The organism is Paraburkholderia sp. SIMBA_054, from assembly GCF_046534875.1.
GTDB classification, from domain to species: domain Bacteria; phylum Pseudomonadota; class Gammaproteobacteria; order Burkholderiales; family Burkholderiaceae; genus Paraburkholderia; species Paraburkholderia hospita.
The window spans coordinates 1-267 of the sequence record NZ_JAWRXV010000899.1 but is presented as its reverse complement, the minus strand read 5'-3'; the positions used below and the strand labels follow the sequence as shown (position 1 = coordinate 267).

General features: G+C 63.7%; 1 protein-coding gene. It reads left to right on the top strand.

The features are described from left to right. On the top strand, window positions 1-267 hold a 267-nt coding region (locus SB822_RS57735; protein ID WP_410859190.1), incomplete at both ends, for a DUF1365 family protein.

The following is a 267-nucleotide window of genomic DNA, read 5'->3' as shown; positions in this document are numbered from 1 at the left end:
GCGACGGCAGCGATCTCGCAATATGGATGCGGGCGCAACTACGTGCCGCCGGCCTGCACGAAGCGGATGGCCGTATCTGGCTGCAAGCATTCCCGCGCGTGTTCGGCTATGCGTTCAACCCGATCGCATTCTGGTTTTGCCACGACCGCGATGGCGGCCTGCGAGCGTTGCTCGCTGAGGTGCGCAACACGTTTGGCGAGCGCCACTGTTATCTGCTGCATGCGCCTGATCGTGAGGCGATCACCCGCTCCACCGTTCTGCGCTGCA